16 protein-coding genes are annotated in these 13,674 nt (G+C 48.5%); 11 read left to right on the top strand and 5 right to left on the bottom strand.

Features of this window, described 5'->3' with window-relative positions; all coding sequences use genetic code 11:
- The first annotated feature begins 175 nt into the window (after positions 1-175).
- The 10 genes from O3C58_02915 to O3C58_02870 all read left to right on the top strand — a co-directional run bounded on the left by O3C58_02915 (position 176) and on the right by O3C58_02870 (position 6,035).
- Entirely contained in the window at positions 176-1,288 is a 1,113-nt protein-coding gene (locus tag O3C58_02915) for a squalene/phytoene synthase family protein (GenBank protein MDA0690819.1), read from the top strand.
- A gap of 10 nt (positions 1,289-1,298) precedes the next feature.
- A complete protein-coding gene (locus O3C58_02910) occupies positions 1,299-1,733 on the top strand; it encodes a DUF1566 domain-containing protein (protein MDA0690818.1) in 435 nt (144 codons plus the stop codon).
- A gap of 398 nt (positions 1,734-2,131) precedes the next feature.
- Positions 2,132-2,497 carry a hypothetical protein gene (locus O3C58_02905; protein MDA0690817.1) on the top strand — a complete coding sequence of 122 codons (366 nt, stop codon included), beginning with the start codon at positions 2,132-2,134 and terminating at the stop codon, positions 2,495-2,497.
- Positions 2,498-2,598: 101 nt separating this feature from the next.
- Positions 2,599-3,006, top strand: a complete 408-nt coding sequence (locus tag O3C58_02900) for a hypothetical protein (GenBank protein ID MDA0690816.1) — start codon at positions 2,599-2,601, stop codon at positions 3,004-3,006.
- A gap of 53 nt (positions 3,007-3,059) precedes the next feature.
- Positions 3,060-3,200, top strand: coding sequence for a hypothetical protein (locus O3C58_02895; GenBank protein MDA0690815.1), 141 nt, complete (start codon positions 3,060-3,062; stop codon positions 3,198-3,200).
- 87 nt (positions 3,201-3,287) lie between these two features.
- A complete protein-coding gene (locus tag O3C58_02890; GenBank protein MDA0690814.1) occupies positions 3,288-3,545 on the top strand; it encodes a hypothetical protein in 258 nt (85 codons plus the stop codon).
- A gap of 227 nt (positions 3,546-3,772) precedes the next feature.
- Positions 3,773-4,087 carry a hypothetical protein gene (locus O3C58_02885; GenBank protein MDA0690813.1) on the top strand — a complete coding sequence of 105 codons (315 nt, stop codon included), beginning with the start codon at positions 3,773-3,775 and terminating at the stop codon, positions 4,085-4,087.
- Between the two features lies 1 nt (position 4,088).
- Positions 4,089-5,015 (top strand): aldo/keto reductase, encoded by a 927-nt coding sequence (locus tag O3C58_02880; protein ID MDA0690812.1) that lies wholly within the window; start codon positions 4,089-4,091, stop codon positions 5,013-5,015.
- Positions 5,012-5,329, top strand: coding sequence for a hypothetical protein (locus O3C58_02875; GenBank protein ID MDA0690811.1), 318 nt, complete (start codon positions 5,012-5,014; stop codon positions 5,327-5,329). The genes O3C58_02880 and O3C58_02875 overlap by 4 nt, the downstream gene beginning before the upstream one ends.
- 241 nt (positions 5,330-5,570) lie before the next feature.
- On the top strand, positions 5,571-6,035 hold the full coding sequence (locus O3C58_02870) for a urate hydroxylase PuuD (protein ID MDA0690810.1): 465 nt from the start codon (positions 5,571-5,573) through the stop codon (positions 6,033-6,035).
- Positions 6,036-6,109: 74 nt separating this feature from the next.
- On the opposite strand, the gene O3C58_02865 is transcribed toward O3C58_02870, so the two are convergent.
- Genes O3C58_02865 through O3C58_02850 form a run of 4 tightly spaced genes read right to left on the bottom strand, consistent with a single transcriptional unit; the run spans position 6,110 to position 10,526 of the window.
- Positions 6,110-7,330 (bottom strand): ABC transporter permease, encoded by a 1,221-nt coding sequence (locus O3C58_02865; GenBank protein ID MDA0690809.1) that lies wholly within the window; start codon positions 7,328-7,330, stop codon positions 6,110-6,112.
- A gap of 25 nt (positions 7,331-7,355) precedes the next feature.
- Positions 7,356-8,561: an ABC transporter permease gene (locus tag O3C58_02860; GenBank protein MDA0690808.1), complete on the bottom strand. Its 1,206-nt coding sequence runs from the start codon at positions 8,559-8,561 to the stop codon at positions 7,356-7,358.
- Entirely contained in the window at positions 8,509-9,240 is a 732-nt protein-coding gene (locus O3C58_02855) for an ABC transporter ATP-binding protein (protein ID MDA0690807.1), read from the bottom strand. Before O3C58_02855 ends, O3C58_02860 begins: the two co-directional genes overlap by 53 nt.
- Positions 9,237-10,526: an efflux RND transporter periplasmic adaptor subunit gene (locus O3C58_02850; protein MDA0690806.1), complete on the bottom strand. Its 1,290-nt coding sequence runs from the start codon at positions 10,524-10,526 to the stop codon at positions 9,237-9,239. The genes O3C58_02855 and O3C58_02850 overlap by 4 nt, the downstream gene beginning before the upstream one ends.
- Positions 10,527-10,685: 159 nt before the next feature.
- On the opposite strand from O3C58_02850, the gene O3C58_02845 reads away from it, so the two are divergent.
- Positions 10,686-12,935: an AsmA-like C-terminal region-containing protein gene (locus tag O3C58_02845; protein MDA0690805.1), complete on the top strand. Its 2,250-nt coding sequence runs from the start codon at positions 10,686-10,688 to the stop codon at positions 12,933-12,935.
- 19 nt (positions 12,936-12,954) lie between these two features.
- Here O3C58_02845 and O3C58_02840 read toward each other — a convergent pair whose 3' ends face one another.
- Positions 12,955-13,626, bottom strand: coding sequence for a NifU family protein (locus O3C58_02840; GenBank protein MDA0690804.1), 672 nt, complete (start codon positions 13,624-13,626; stop codon positions 12,955-12,957).
- Positions 13,627-13,674: the final 48 nt, after the last annotated feature.

Genomic DNA, 13,674 nt, shown 5'->3' with positions numbered 1-13,674 from the left:
CTCCCTCCCCCATCCTCGGAAATAGCCTGTAACTAGCGACTGTTTTCATGATAGACTGGAAATTATTATTAAAAAATCGTTTTTATCCGCTCTTCCTATAGAAGAGCGGGCATGCTGTGTTACTTCGAATCAACAGTACGCGGTTTTTACTCAACAAAAATTACCTTTTAAAACCATGGATGATTGGCAATACTGTGTAACCACGCTTCCCAAGGTCAGCCGCACGTTTGCCTTGAATATCGCCGTCCTCAGAGGTGAAATTCATCGCAGTATTTTGGTCGCCTACCTCTTCTGCCGAACTATCGACACCGTGGAAGATGCCAGTAAACTGGATGCCGGAACCAAGATAAAACTGCTATTGGAGTTTGCCCGTTTAATAGAAAACCCCGCCTACCGTAAGGAAGGCTTGAACCGTTGGGTCAAGGACTGTGATGTGGTGGATGGTACCCCCAACGATCTGGATCTTCTTTCCCAAAGCGCACGGGTCTTTAACATTTTTGATGACCTGGGTGAAAACCACCAACAGCAGATCATTCCTTCCATATCTAAAATGGCCCGCGGGATGGCTCATTTTCAAAAGCAGTTTCAGGGCGACCAACTGACCCCTCTCGAAAATGAAGATGAGCTGGAAGAGTATTGCTATTTTGTCGCTGGCGTCGTGGGAGAAATGTTGTGCAACCTCTTCCTTCTGGAACTGCCCTATTTGTCTGACGATGCACGAGAAATCATGAAAAATAATGCCGTGTCCTTCGGCCTGGGCCTGCAGATGACCAACATCTCCAAGGACGTTGTCGCCGACCGCGAGCGAGGTTGGTCGTATATCCCCAAAGGTCTTATAAGGGAACAAGGATTGACCGTCGAAGAGTTTCACTCAGGAGTTTCCATCGAGAAAAATATGGCCATCCTGGAAAAATTACTCCGAAAAACAACGGGACATTTGTGGGATGCCTTGAAATTTTCCCTGGCAATTCCCAATCATAAACTATCTCTTCGCCTGTTTTGCATCTGGCCGCTTTGGATGGCTATGGAAACGGTCGCCAAGCTCCATAATAATCCATCATTGCTGGCCTCCCCCGCCCCGGTAAAAATTTCCCGCAGCACCGTGAGAAGAATATTATGGTACACGCCGCTTTTCGCTTTTTCGGATTTTTTGCTGAAACTTTCCTTTGAAAAAATTCTCAAAACCAAGGAATTACAAAACCCACCTTGTTTCAATCTGGAAAGTCTCCAGACAAGGCTGGAAAAAATTCCATTAGATCCTGTTATTTCAAAAACTCAAACGGTGTAAGAAAAATTTAATGAACTCCTCCTCGCGTTTTATTGACAATAACAACGACACCATCACCGACCAAAAAACAGGATTGACCTGGACAAAAAAAGACACTTGGCAAAGTGATGCGAAATGGGTGTCGTGGGACGAAGCCAAGGACTATATATTGCATTTGTGCCAAACCAGGTTCCAGGGCAATAGTGATTGGCGCTTTCCGACCACCGAAGAAGTTCTCGGCCTGTATGACCCTGACGCTGTCAATACCGACAAATATGGAAACTCAATTTATTTAGATCCGATTTTTCCTTCCGGTTGCCTGCCTACCATTTGGACTGATGGTTATTTTATGGGAAATGACGGTAATATCCTCGATTTTCGGAACGGAGAAATCAGGCTCTTGCATAAAAGTAAAAGCGGCAGGATGGCCGTGCGCCCGGTACACGAGAAGAAAGAGCAAATCTAAACCTTCCCATCAACCTGCGCGTTTTGAAAAATCCTTTTTTCCTGAGAACCATCTAAAAGTGGGAAACCCTTATCATCAATGAGAAAATACCTTGAGGGCATCTCTAAAAATAGACTAAATGTTCCTAATCGTTAATTTAAGGAGATGGCTTTGTTTTAGTGGGACAGGCGACCTGCCCTTAAAGGTTATACGGAAGTGCGGAATTTAATTCCGCCTTTCCAGCCTGTTCGCACGGGCTAGAAAGCCCATGCCACTGACACAAGAAATCCTTGTACAATGTTCGATTTCCTGTAATAAACTAATTTTTAGAGGTGTCCTTGAGTAAAAACAGCCTAATTTCTATCGCCGGGGGATTATGGGGAATCATCGGAGTTTTTCTGATCTATCGGGGAATCGGAATGTACCAAATCGCAGTAGATGAACAGAGCTCCACGCAAATGGCCGTCCTGTATTCTGTCACCATTGGAATCGTCATTGGATTTTTTAAGGGCCTCTTTGTATTGAGCAAGTCGGCGCAAAAAAATAAATCCAGAATTCAAAACCTGGAGGCTCCTGTAAAAATTCACCATCTTTTTGCAAAACCGTTTTACGGACTGATCGTTGGCATGATGCTCCTTGGGGTGCTACTTCGAAATATGAACGGCTATCTGGGCGGCTACATCGTCGTTGCGGCTATCTATTGTGGAATTGGCATCGCCCTGCTCGTCGGTAGCCGGGTCTACTGGAAAAGCGAAGTGGAAGTGCCGGTAGAAGAGACCCGATAATCAAAAAAAATAAGCTAACGGGCGATTGCCATAGAGTTGCACTCTTCATTCGTAAGATAAAATCTTTCCCATAATTTTTAACTTTTGAAAACTCATATATCATGAAAAATTTTTTTCTCACATTGCACATGATATCCATGTGTCTGGTAATCGGAACCCTGTTCCTGCAATCACTCACTGTCGTATTTCGTCTTAAATTAAAAAACGAAACCGAAGTCCTGGGATTGCAAAAAACCCAGGCCCGGGTCCATAAATTCATATACTACCCGATTTTAGGTGTGACTCTCCTTTCTGGAATCTACCTGGCCATAAGTACAGGGGCCTTCGCGGAAGCCAACTGGATCAAGGTGAAAATGGTTCTCCTGATCCTGTTGATAGGCCTGGGCGTCATGAATGGCAAACAAATTTCTCAGGACGTATTGCCTAAAAAATATGCGATGATGGTTCATATACCAATTTTCATCGTTGGCGCGGGAATGATCTACCTGGCAACCATAAAACCGTTTTAAGTAATGGAACGACCATCGCTCGGCTCATTTTCTAATCTGTTTTAAGATTTATCATGGATATTGTTCTCACAATCATTGCCAGCATCCTTCTCGTCATCGGTTTTTTTGTTATATGCAAAACAAGCGATGATGATGACGAGGAAGAAATGGTCACCGAGGAAAATACCCCCGGCCATGCCGAGCCGGATAAGTAGGTTTAAGAAACTGGTCAAACAGGCCGGTTCGGCGCCGGACGGACAGGGATTCCATTTTCCGGGGACCAATCCGGAAAAAATTTCGAGATCCTTCTCGATCACATCGGCTGGAGCCGTGACGCAGTTTTCTTCACCAACGCCGCTTTATGCAATCCTCTGCAAAACGGCAATAACCGCCGCCCCACCGCTGGTGAAATTCGAAATTGTTCTTCCTACCTGGAATCGGTTCTTGAGATCATCCAACCTGAAATTGTCGTCACCCTGGGAGCCGTCGGCCTTGAAGCCATCAACCGCCTCTCCTGGGAACCAAGTATCAGCTTGCCAAAACCATCGCCCTCCCGATAAAAACTGAAACATTCACTCTGCTCCCGCTTTATCACCCCAGTCCGAGAGTCGTCCACACCCGGCGATCCCTGACTCAGCAAAAACGGGATTTCAAAAAAATCGTTTCCACCTTGAACGCTCTGGACACTTGAAGACCCTGGGACACGCCGATCGTGCCTTCCTTGACAAAACCCTCATACAGTCTTATCTAAGTAATAAGAAGGAAATTTTCAAGGAAAGGAGCCGTCATGAGCCACACTTGGGGTCATTCCAACGATATTTTTGACCAGGGCTATAAAGCTTTGAGAAAAGGGATCTTGCTCTTTGGGGCATTTCTTACAGTTCTGGGAATCCTGATTTTCATGTTTCCCAAACTGATCGCTTTTATGTTCGCGTTTTTCATCCTTTTTACCGGGATCTCAGCTCTCATGTTTGGGTATCGGATCTGGAAACTGCAGAATCGTGCTCGCCCCTTTGAATGGGAGGAAGAGCCTTTAAAAACTCATATCGAGGTGGAAAGCCCGGAAAGTTACCGCCGAACGATCACCTTTATCATGAGGTAAGATGCGTACCATAAACTGTGAAGGGCTGGCAAAGGACTGGAGCGTCATCACCTTCGGTTGCTGGCAAATCGCGCCGAGCGAGGGGTGGGGAGATGTCTGCTCCCCTAAAGAGGCGGATGCCGCGGTAAAGGCGGCTCTGGATCAGGGAATCACCGCCTTCGACACTGCCGAGGGGTATGGCGATGGAGAATCGGAACGCCGTCTCGGCAAAGCCCTCGGTTCTAAAAAAGATGATGTCATCATCATTTCCAAAATATGGCCCGATGCTGAGTTGACTCTTGCCAATTATCAGAAGCATCTCGACGACAGCCTGGCCGCTTTGAACCGGGGATACGTGGATGTTTACCTCATCCATTGGCCGGGCGGTTATTTTGATTCTCAGGAGAAAAGCGCCCGTCTTTGCGACTGCATGAACGTTTTAAAGGCAAGCGGTAAAGCCAGAATCGTCGGCCTTTCCAATTTTCAGGCGGAAGATCTGCTCCTTTTGAGAGAAGGAGTTTCCACTTTCTCTGTCAACGAAGTGCCCTACAGCTTATTGGACAGGCGGTACGAAGGACAGACTCTGGAAATTTGCAAAAACGCCGCTATGGGTTACATGGCGTTCTCCCCCACCGCTCAGGGACTTTTGGCGGGCCGCATCAATCAGGAAGCCAGAAGTTTTCCCGCCCGCAGGCACAATCAGTTTTACCAGGAACCCCTGTATTCCAGGTCTTTGAAGGTTCTGGAAACGGTCACGGAAATCGCTGGTGAAATCCAAAGGAAACCCGTGGAAGTCGCGCTGGCCTGGGTACTGGCACAGGACAACATTTTAACGGCCATCGTCGGATCACGCAAAGTAGAACAAATCCGTGATTTTTCGGGGGCGGCCAACCTTCAACTCAGCCAAAATCAGTTGCAACGCCTGACCGCTGTGAGCAATTCATTATGAGTGACGAGGATTGGAAAGATCCCTACGAGGAAAGTGGCATCACCCTGGGTCCCGAAGAAGCCTTGCGCCGGGAGATCGAAAAATCCAAAAGTCTTAAGGTAGAACGGCTCAAACTTAAAGATGAGATCGAAAAATTGCGGGCAGAAAACGCTCACCTGACCGAAAATATAGAAACGCTAAAAGAGGCAACTCAAAAACAGCAACCCATCCCTGCCCCCCAAGCGCCCTCTTCTCCTCCCAGGTTATCTTTATTTCTTTTAATATTTAATCTGTGCGCTCTCGGAATTCTTTTATTTTTTCTGTTGCAGAAATAATGTCATTGTCTGAAAAGTGACTTGATTCTTATTTGTTAGTTTGCTGAAAAAAAAAAGTTTTAAATTGGTCTGCGGAAAAAAATAAACTAAAATGCCCGAAACTGAATAAAAGTTGAATCTACATCCGGCATTATTTCATCTTACTGGTTATTATCGCGGATTTCGCAAGTTTCCCTCGTCTTTACATCATGGTCCTGATCAGTGATTATTAATAATATAGAAAGGAACAGGTACATTGAACATGTGGGTATATGAATTTCTTCACGTTTTAGTTGGAATTTTATGGATCGGCCTGCTTTACTTTTTCAATCTGGTTCAGGTGCAGTCCATGCCCAAAATGACCGAAGCCGGAGCGGCCAAACCCTACACGCAGATCATCCTTCCCAAGGCACTATTTTTATTCAGGCACGCCGCCTTGTGGACGGTCCTCACCGGGATCGCTTATTACATGGCTGGACGAGGAACGGTAGAAGGCATCCCCAGTCCTGAGATCATGATCGGCATGCTCCTCGGCATCATCATGGCGGGTAACGTCTGGTTCATCATCTGGCCCAACCAGAAAAAGATCATCGCCGGAGCTTTGGAGGGAGATGCTCTGGGCAAAGCCAAACGCAACGCGTTTCTGGCCAGCCGCACCAATGCCTGGCTGTCTCTTCCCATGCTGGCTTGTATGGTGGCGGCCAACCACGGGGGTTTTGGTTTCTAGGAACTCACATAGAATTGTTTTAAAAGGGCTTGCCTCCGGTGTACCGGGGCAGGCCCTTTTTTTATGCTCCCGCATTATTCCACTGTCAGCGCAACCATCGGGTCCAAGCGGGAAGCTTTGATTGCCGGATAAATGCCAAACAAAATGGCGATCCCCATACAGACTCCTGAAGCCATTAAAATAGCGTGCGTATCCAAAACCAACACCCAGGGTCCCCACCGATTCACCCCCAGGGTGATGCCCACGCCAAAAGCAACCCCAACTCCGCCTCCCAAAACCCCGATCACCAACGACTCCAGTAAAAACTGTTGCGTGATGTCCACCTTGGTGGCTCCCACCGCACGGCGGATGCCTATTTCGCGGGTCCGCTCCTTGACGGAAATCAACATCACCGCTAGTATGCCGATGCCGCCCACCACCAGCGAAATGGCCGCTATGCTCACGATCAGCTTGGTAAATAACTCCGTGGTTTCCCGCTTCAATTTCTCTATGTCCAACTGGCTGATGATGGTGAAATCGTCCTGGGACTCACCCCTCAATTTGTGGTGTTTCCTTAAAGCGGTTTGAATCTTCTCAATGGCCGGATCAATTTTTTTCTTTGAAACCGCTTTGGCGTAAATGGTTGAGATAAAGGTTTGATTGATCAACCGACGTAGCATCGTCGTCAAAGGGATAAGGATAATATCATCCTGGTCCCTGCCATCCGTATCCAATCCCTTGGGAGTGAACACGCCAATAACTTCAAAAGGAACAGAATTGATTCTCAATGTCTTTCCGAGAGGGTCCTCTTCCCCAAAAATATTCTCGACCGCGGTTTTACCGACCACCGCCACCCGGCGGCTTTGCTTCAAATCCTTTTCCGTGAAAAATCCCCCCCTGGCGACCTGGTATTTACGGATCTCCTGATAATCCTGAGTGGAGCCGGAAACCTGAGTTTCATAAGCAAAATTTCCGAACTTCACTTTCATGGACCGGGACTCAAAAGGAGCGACCTTTTCCAGTTCATCAATTTCATCCAGTAACTGGTTGGCATCGCGCGGGGTCAACGTGGTCACATTGCCCGTCAACTTGAGCTTGCCTCCCCGGCGCTTCATTTCCCCCGCATTGATGGTGATCAGGTTTTCTCCCATTCCCGCGACCACGGCCATCACTTCCTGCTCCGATCCCCTGCCGATCGCCACCATGATGATAACGGCGGCAACTCCTATCATGATCCCCAGGGATGCCAGGAAGGTTCGAGTCATCTGCGTCTTGAGAGCAACCAGGACGATTGCCAGGGAAGGCCTGATTTTCATATTTCGACAGCCTCCACAGGACGGATCATCGCAACATTTCTCCCGGACTCAACCGGGCCGCTTTTCTCGCGGGCTGAATTCCGAACACCAGGCCAACGAGCGTAGAGAACACAAAAGCCAAAACAAATGGCTCCCAGGTTATCTTCGTAGGAATAATATCGAAGCGTTGCAAAACCATACACAATGCCAGTCCAATGACTGTACCCATGATACCGCCTAAAATGGCGACAAATATGGATTCAAACAAAAACTGCTGGGTGATGTCCGAGCGCCGGGCTCCAAAACAACGGCGGATGCCGATTTCACGGACCCGTTCGCGAATGGAAACCAGCAGGATATTCATGATGACGATGCCCCCAACCAACAGGGACACCATTGATATGAGGACCAGCATGCGGTTGAGCGCCTGGGAGGCCTCCGTGACCCATTGCATGATGCCCTCAGGAGTGATAAAGCGAAAATCGTCTTCAGCCAACGAAGAAAGATTGTGGCTTTCCCGAAGAAGCTGGCGAACGTCTTCCATTGTCTTTTCCACCATCGAGGGGTCAAGAGCCATTACCTTGGCACTGTGTATGTGCGTCTGATGGGTCAGCCGGGACATGGATGTAGTCAACGGGATCAGGGTCCGGTCGTCGGGATCGTAACCGCTTTCGGTGAGACCTTTTTCCACCAGCAGACCCAGAACCTGGTAGGAAGCATCTCCCACGCGAACCATTTTTCCGATGGGGTCCTTGTCGCCAAACAATTTTTTTGCCGGGGTAGCCCCAAGGACGATCACCCGGCGTTTCCGTTGCATGTCCTGATCGGTAAAAAATTCTCCATTAGAAAGTTCCCAGGACCTGGCGGCCTGCCATTCAGGAGTCACGCCGTAGACACGGGTGGTGGTGAATTCCTTTTTATAAATCATCCGCATGCTTCTCTGTTGGCGGGGGATCACCAGACGCACGGTGGGCAAAGCCCTGATATCATCGGCATCCTGCAAGGTCAGGCTGGTGGTTTTGGAGCGGGCAAAAAACAACTGGCCGGGACCGGCAAGCACGGAAAAAGAGTCCGGGCCGAACCCCAGGTTAGCGATGCGGTCGAGGACTTTCGCCTTGACTCCTTCACCAATGGCCACGATGACTGTCAGGGAACCAATGCCTACAATCACCCCAAGGGTCATTAAGAACGTATTGCCCTTATTCAAGGCCAGGCCGCGCAGGGCCTGTTTGAGGTTTCGGAAAATTCTCATTCCATTGGTCCGATTCGATTTGGCCGTCTTTTATGGTAATAATTCGATGCGCATGGCGGGCGACTTCCTGATCGTGGGTGATCAATATGAGGGTGGTGCCTTCTTCCCGGTTCAAGCGGTCAAAAGTTTTCATGATTTCCACGCCGTTTTTAGAGTCCAGATTTCCCGTGGGCTCATCCGCGAGCAATATTTTTGGGCGGTTGATCAAAGACCGGGCGATGGTCACTCGTTGTTGCTCGCCTCCGGAAAGTTGCCCTGGAGTGTGGTCCAGCCTGTGACCCAACCCCACTTTTTCAAGAACTTCCTGCGCCCGCTGTTTCGCGTCCTTTGGCACTTTGCGTGAATAAAGCAGGGGCATCATGACGTTATCTATCGCCTTGACCCCCGGCAAGAGATGGAAGGCCTGAAACACAAACCCGATTTTCTCGTTGCGAATCCGCGATAGTTCCCGGTCGCTGACTTTTTCCACTTCCTCGCCATCCAATATATAGAGCCCCCGGCTCGGCAACCCCAGACAGCCCATGATGGTCATCAACGTGCTTTTACCGGCTCCCGAAGGACCGATGATGCTGATATACTCGCCTTCCTCGATGCGCAGGGAAACGTCTTTCAAAACCTCGACGTCCAGACCTCCGCTTTTGTAGGTCTTGCCAATGGAGTGCATTTCGATCAGGCTCATCCTCTTCTCGGCCTCTTTCCATCGCTCTCGTCTTTCTTGGGCTTGATGGGAATGCCCACCTTGTCATTTTCATTGAGACCGGAAATGATTTCAATGAAGCCTTCATCCCGCCATCCGGTTTCAATCGGTTCTTCAATCAACTCACCGTTTAAATTCACCATGGCAAATGATTTTTTATCCTTCTTTCTCACCGCTTCTACAGGGATGGAAAGCGCCTGCGGCCGGGTTCCAGTCGTGACCACCACATTGGCGGTCATCTCCGGGCGCAGAAGAGAAACATTCTCGGGATCGATTTCAAGGATCACTTCATAATTAACCACGTTGTCCTTGATGACGGCTTTCGGGTGAATTTCCCGGACCTTGCCGCCAAAAAATTTATCGGAATAAGCGTCCACCGTAAAAATGGCCTTCTGTCCGGTTTTGATGCGACCAATATCCGTCTCATCCACAAAAACCGTCACTTCCAGTTTTATCAGATCAATGAGGGTCACAAAGGTCGGAGCGTTCAGGCTGGCGATGACGGTTTCCCCTTCCTGAGTGGAAATAAACGCCACAACTCCATCGATGGGTGCGGTGATTTCAGCGTAGGACAGTTGGATTTCCTCTTCCATCAGGTTGGCCTGGGCTTTTTCGACCCCCGCCTCGGCCAAGAGAATGTCATTTTTAAGCTTCGCCTCCTGAAGGCTCAACTCGTCCTGCGCCAGCCTGATCTTGGCCCCCAGCACCTCCACTTTTTCTTCCGCCTCATCCACCGCCGAGGTGGAGACAAACCCTTTTTCACGGAGGTCAAGATTCCGTTTCAGGGTTTTTTCCGCGAGGCGCAACTGGACGGTGATTTCTTCCAACGAGGCCTTGTCCTTTTGGATCTCCAGCGGTCCTTCAATGCGTGTCTTTTCCAGTTTGGCTTGTTCCGATTTTAAATCCGCATTAAACCTCGCCACACGGGCGAGAAGATCTTCATGTTCTATCACCGCGATCAGGTCGCCTGCCTTGACCATGTCTCCGATCTTGACCATTAACTTGTCCAACTGGCCGGATATCCTCGCTCCGATTTTTACTTCCGCCCCGGTTTTGAGGCTCACCGTTCCGGTAGCCAAAACCTTCTGATGAATATCCTTGCGGACCACTTCCGTAAATTTGAAATCTTCGGCTTTTAACCGCTGATCGTTTTTGCCTTTCATCAAGCTGGAGAACCGGGCAAAGTTCTCTCCACTGACAAACCATATCAGGAGTGCCGAAACAACGAACAGCAGTAAAACGCCGCGAATTTTCCCATAAATTCCCATCAAACATTGCTTCCTTTATTGAGATTAATTAAATCATAACATACTGAAAATATGATTATTTACTAAAATCTGGCGTTCGTGATATTTTAAAGACAAGTCTTCCAGCCGCGAGGCTTTGGCCTTCCCCTCCAACCCTGTTGATCCGGTGGTCCGATAAGAGTGAAATCCTTTCTGAAAATTTTTCTAGGAGCGATTGCAGTCCTCCTCCTGCTATTGGGTCTCTGCTTGGTGTTGATCACCTTCATCGATCTGGATCGATTCCGCGAACCCATCACCGCCCGACTGTCGAAAGCCACAGGGATGACGGTGGAATTGAAATCCCTGAATCTGGAATTCACCCACGGCCTGGGTTTCCGATGCAATGGCCTGCGTTTTCTTTCCAAAGACGGAGGCAAAGATATTTTTTACGCAGAAAAAATTTATCTGCTGGCGGAGTTGAAACCGCTATTGCAAAAACAGGTCAAAATTAAAAAAGCCACCATCGTCAATCCCGTCATAACGATCGACCTGACATCCTCCAGCCAGCAAAAATTTCCACTTCCAGCACCAAGGGAATCCACAAAAGACGATGAGAAAGATCAAGGTCTGGGTCAAAAGCCGGATCACGGTTCGGGTCAGATTCCTCGTCAGAGTCAAGTTCCGCAACCTATTTTTAAACCGAAGACTAAAGCTGAAAACTTCGAAAAGATTCTTAAGGAAATGAACCTTACTATTCAAAATATTGAAATAAGCAACGGGCAAATTTTATTGCTGCAAAAATCCACTGAATCTTCCCCTGCCCGCACAGTTCCGATAAGCGTTTCTTTTCTCATGAACCTCAACCGCCCGGCTCCCGGTCAAATGGAAGCCCGCATCGACTCTTTGCAACTGGCAATCGCCCCGCTGAAATTCCAGGGCAATGGCCGGTTAACAACTGACTCCCAAAATCCCCTGCTTGTGGTCGCCGATTTAACTTCCTTGCCTTTGAGTGTTACCGAGTTGAAAACAATTGAAAAATACCTTCCCGGTTTCCAGTTTCCGGATCAATTGAAAGAAGGCAAACTCGAAAAAATTTCACTGCACTTTGACCTCCCCATTAATGACGTTGAAAACTTCGACTCCCTGCAGAAAAATGCGCGGATGGATTTCAAAGTCCAAATCAGCGAAGCCGTTTATCAGGCCAGGGAAGGGAAATTGACGCTCGCCCGACTGGAAGGAGAAGGGAGTTGGAAAGATGATTTTCTAAAGCAAAAGTTTCACGGAGAAATTTTTGGCGGCGAGTTTCAGGAAGATGGCAATTTCCGGTTTTCCCGGTCCACCAGGGACAGGCTTTCACTGGCGATGGAATCGGATATTACCTTTAAAGAAATGGATTTTTCTTTAATGCATTTGGCTGACAAAAATAATGGACTGCCGTCCCAGGGCAAGGGTTTCGGCTCTTTTAAACTCAAGGGTCCGGTTGCTTTTTCTAAAAATACCGCCGACTACTCCGGCCTCCAATGGAGCGGGTCCGCCGAGGCGGAAAATATGGCCTGGGCCCACCCGGATTTTCCGCAACAGATAGCCCGCGCCACCCTGCATATGAAGGACGGCACGCCTGCCTTGACAATGGCTGAAGTAAAAGCGGCACGGCTGACGATCCGGAACATCCCTTTAAAAAAAGCCTGGGGATTGTTCCGCATCACCCCTGAAAATCTCCGGTTGGTCGATGGAAAAATCTGGCCGAAAAATGGTGAGATTCGACTCACTGGCAACTTTAACTCGGTCCAGGAAACTTACGCCCTCAATATCAAGGGAGATCAACTGCAAGCCGAGGATCTATCCCAGCAGTCTGCTTCCGGGTCGGTGCGTTTTTCAGGAAAATTCAATGGACGGTTGCGACCTGAAAACAGTCAGGAAAAGAAAATGAAAAAATTCTCTCCTTTCACGCGTGGACTTTCAGGAAATTTGAATCTGGATATTGCCGACGGCAGGTTTCAAAAAATCGAGGGCCTGAAAGCCCTGCTGGTTTTGCTGAACCCGTCCACCGCTTTGGATGCCAGAAAACATGGGCTGGAGTACAAATTCATCGGTGGAGATTTTCAAATCAGCAACGGACTGCTGCTTACAAAATACTTCAAAATGGATGGGCCGCAATTGAAAATGTTCATTGTTGGAAAAGCGGACCTGCCGACTGGCAAGTTAAGGGCGGAAATCAAAGCCATGCCTCTGCAAATGATCGATGGTCTGGTGAAAGCGGTGCCTTTGCTGGGACAAATCCTAACGGGGGGCAAAAAAGGTGGCGTTCTGGAAACCTATTTCAAAGTGACCGGAACACTGGACAAGCCGGAATTCGAGTTACTGGCACAGAAATCGATGATCAAAAAACCCGCCGATATTCTCAAAAACCTCTTTCAAATCCCTCTACCTCAGAAAAATTCTACCAACTAGGACTGGAATCGGGAAAACGTTATTTAACCGGCTTGACGGTCAAATCGGAATGGAGTTGCTGTTTGAATTGAGTCTGGATGTATTGCAGGGTTCCTGTGCTGGAGGTGGCGCAACTTCCGCAGGCGCCGTGGTACTCAATACTGACCACATTGTCTTCGAGGCCTTTGACTTCCACGCCCCCACCGTCCCGCGCCAGGTTCGCACGAATGGATCGGTCCAGCACCATTTCGATGGCTTTCAATTTATCTTCTTTGGGTAACGCCGGGAAGTTTGTGACGTCGATCTTGGCCAGTGCGGCTTTGTCTGCGGTCTGGTAAATGGTCACCTGCTTGTCGATGGTTTTCCAAATCTGATCTTTCAGCGGGTTCCAGCCGATCTCAGGGTCCTTGGTCACGGTGATAAAATTATCCATGATATAAATATTTTTAACACCGCGCATTTCAAACAAAGATTGCCCGAGCTTGTCGCCATCACAATCGGATTTTTTCGCATAGGATTTGTTGCCGTGATCGAGGATCTGCGCGTTGATGACATATTGAAGCGCATCGGCGTTGGGGGTTTCCCTGGTACGAACCACCTTGAGCGCTGATTTTGTGGAAGCGGGCCGCGTTGGAAGTGGAGTGCCTAAATTCTGGGCAACTGTTTTTTCCTTGGCCTTTTCCCGCGCCGCTAAAATTTCACTGAGTTTCATGGAACAAAATCCTTTAATTCAAAATCCGGCTCGTGGGCCGGGATAAAT

The sequence above is a fragment of the Nitrospinota bacterium genome (genome assembly GCA_027619975.1).
Classification (GTDB): domain Bacteria; phylum Nitrospinota; class Nitrospinia; order Nitrospinales; family VA-1; genus JADFGI01.
Note: the sequence above shows the minus strand (reverse complement) of the source record. Positions and strands in the feature narration are given on the sequence as shown.

Bases quoted from the DNA above. Each gene is read 5' to 3' on its own strand.
- O3C58_02855 (MDA0690807.1), bottom strand. From the start codon at position 9,240: ATGAGCCTGATCGAAATGCACTCCATTGGCAAGACCTACAAAAGCGGA.
- O3C58_02900 (MDA0690816.1), top strand. From the start codon at position 2,599: ATGAAAAATTTTTTTCTCACATTGCACATGATATCCATGTGTCTGGTA.
- O3C58_02840 (MDA0690804.1), bottom strand. From the start codon at position 13,626: ATGAAACTCAGTGAAATTTTAGCGGCGCGGGAAAAGGCCAAGGAAAAA.
- O3C58_02860 (MDA0690808.1), bottom strand. From the start codon at position 8,561: ATGAGAATTTTCCGAAACCTCAAACAGGCCCTGCGCGGCCTGGCCTTG.
- O3C58_02885 (MDA0690813.1), top strand. From the start codon at position 3,773: ATGAGCCACACTTGGGGTCATTCCAACGATATTTTTGACCAGGGCTAT.
- O3C58_02895 (MDA0690815.1), top strand. From the start codon at position 3,060: ATGGATATTGTTCTCACAATCATTGCCAGCATCCTTCTCGTCATCGGT.
- O3C58_02870 (MDA0690810.1), top strand. From the start codon at position 5,571: ATGTGGGTATATGAATTTCTTCACGTTTTAGTTGGAATTTTATGGATC.
- O3C58_02880 (MDA0690812.1), top strand. From the start codon at position 4,089: ATGCGTACCATAAACTGTGAAGGGCTGGCAAAGGACTGGAGCGTCATC.
- O3C58_02850 (MDA0690806.1), bottom strand. From the start codon at position 10,526: ATGGGAATTTATGGGAAAATTCGCGGCGTTTTACTGCTGTTCGTTGTT.
- O3C58_02910 (MDA0690818.1), top strand. From the start codon at position 1,299: ATGAACTCCTCCTCGCGTTTTATTGACAATAACAACGACACCATCACC.
- O3C58_02865 (MDA0690809.1), bottom strand. From the start codon at position 7,330: ATGAAAATCAGGCCTTCCCTGGCAATCGTCCTGGTTGCTCTCAAGACG.
- O3C58_02915 (MDA0690819.1), top strand. From the start codon at position 176: ATGGATGATTGGCAATACTGTGTAACCACGCTTCCCAAGGTCAGCCGC.
- O3C58_02875 (MDA0690811.1), top strand. From the start codon at position 5,012: ATGAGTGACGAGGATTGGAAAGATCCCTACGAGGAAAGTGGCATCACC.
- O3C58_02905 (MDA0690817.1), top strand. From the start codon at position 2,132: ATGTACCAAATCGCAGTAGATGAACAGAGCTCCACGCAAATGGCCGTC.